Below are 1,433 nucleotides of genomic sequence, written 5' to 3'. Positions count from 1 at the left end.
AATAAAGTACTCAAAGATGAGGTAATCGGCAAAAAGACCTATCCTTTCCTGCTGGCCTACAGCGAGACGGCTTCAGGCGAAGTGCTTGTCTCTGAATCAGTTGCTAGCGATGCTTTTTTTGCGCCAACACAGACGCCCAAAGTCGATGATTGGATGCGAATTTGGTCGATGACAAAATTAGTTACAACTGTTCTAACCCTGGATCTTGTCGAAGACGGCGTAATTAGCCTTGAGGATGAGGTTATATCTTATCTGCCAGAATTAGCTGGCCTGCGAGTTGCGGTTCCTCGCTCAGGGGGGACAATGACTGAAGCATCGGCCTCAGGCTTCGTGCTTGGTAGTGATGCAAATAACACAGCGACTGATGCCTGCGATTTTGAGCTGTTACCTTTGTTGCGACCGATGACCATTCGTGACCTTATGTTACACACCGCGGGCTTTTATTACGCAACAACCGGTATACCATGCCTCGACGAGGCACTAGCTCAGTTGAACCTTCCCTTGGCAAAGAGCGCTGATGATTGGTTGGCTAGAATTTCGACATTACCCCTGATCCAGCAGCCCAGTGACAATTATTATTATGGGCTAAACACAAGCGTTTTAGGTTTTTTGCTCGAGCGCGCGAGTGGTAAGTCCCTTCAAACACTTTTGGAACAGAGAATAACAAACCCCTACAGCATAGAGGGGCTTTCCTTTATGTTACCCAAGAACGTCGAGCTGCCGCCCAGAACCTCGGGGCGAGATGGCACCTTAAGGCTGGCTAGAGACCGAGAACTTGACATCTTTGGTGGCGAGCAACCACCTTACGGTCCGGATACGACGCTCTTTCTGGGAGGTGAGGGGCTTGTCGCTACGGCACCGGGGTTCGCAAAATTTCTTCGTGTCGTGTTTTTCCCCACGCTGAACAATCTTAGGCCGCTGCTAGATCCAGATTCTTTGACTGCAATGACCAGCGCACAGATTAATAAAAATGAGTGGGGCGCGATGGGTTATACCCTCTGGATCTCAAGTGGACTTCGCGCGGATGGCTCATTCAGTCGAGCAGGGCTGTGGACAGGAGGTGGGTACGAAGGAACTCGTTATTGGATTGATCCTGAGCAACAACAAGTTGGCGTTATCATGACCCAAGTATTCATGCCGCCTACAGAGGACGTGGCGATCGATGAACGGATACGAGATATCCTCGAGGCACCAAGGTGATGTCAACGCGCACCTATTCACACGCTGTGGAGGAAGTGGGCTCTCCAAACTCTATCTGTGTAAAGTGCCGGTGCCCGGCGCGCCGGGCATCGATTTAAGGTGTGACAGCTCGCAATTCGTTGTGTGTTATTTGCTTACTCTGCCTTAGTTGAGTCATCCGTATACGTCTCGACCGCAAGCTGCTTCACTTTTTTAGCTCGGTTGCGCCAGTCGTCACCAATCATATAAAGCGC

The 1,433-nt window shown here is 50.5% G+C and carries 1 pseudogene; it reads left to right on the top strand.

The features are described from left to right. Positions 1–1,200 (top strand): annotated as a pseudogene (locus tag ACTF5Z_RS10120) (serine hydrolase domain-containing protein); the annotation flags it as partial. Positions 1,201–1,433: the final 233 nt, after the last annotated feature.

The organism is Aequoribacter sp. (assembly GCF_965659035.1).
Taxonomy (GTDB): Bacteria; Pseudomonadota; Gammaproteobacteria; order Pseudomonadales; family Halieaceae; genus Aequoribacter.
The sequence above is the reverse complement of the archived record's forward strand: the minus strand, read 5'-3'. Positions and strand labels throughout refer to the sequence as shown.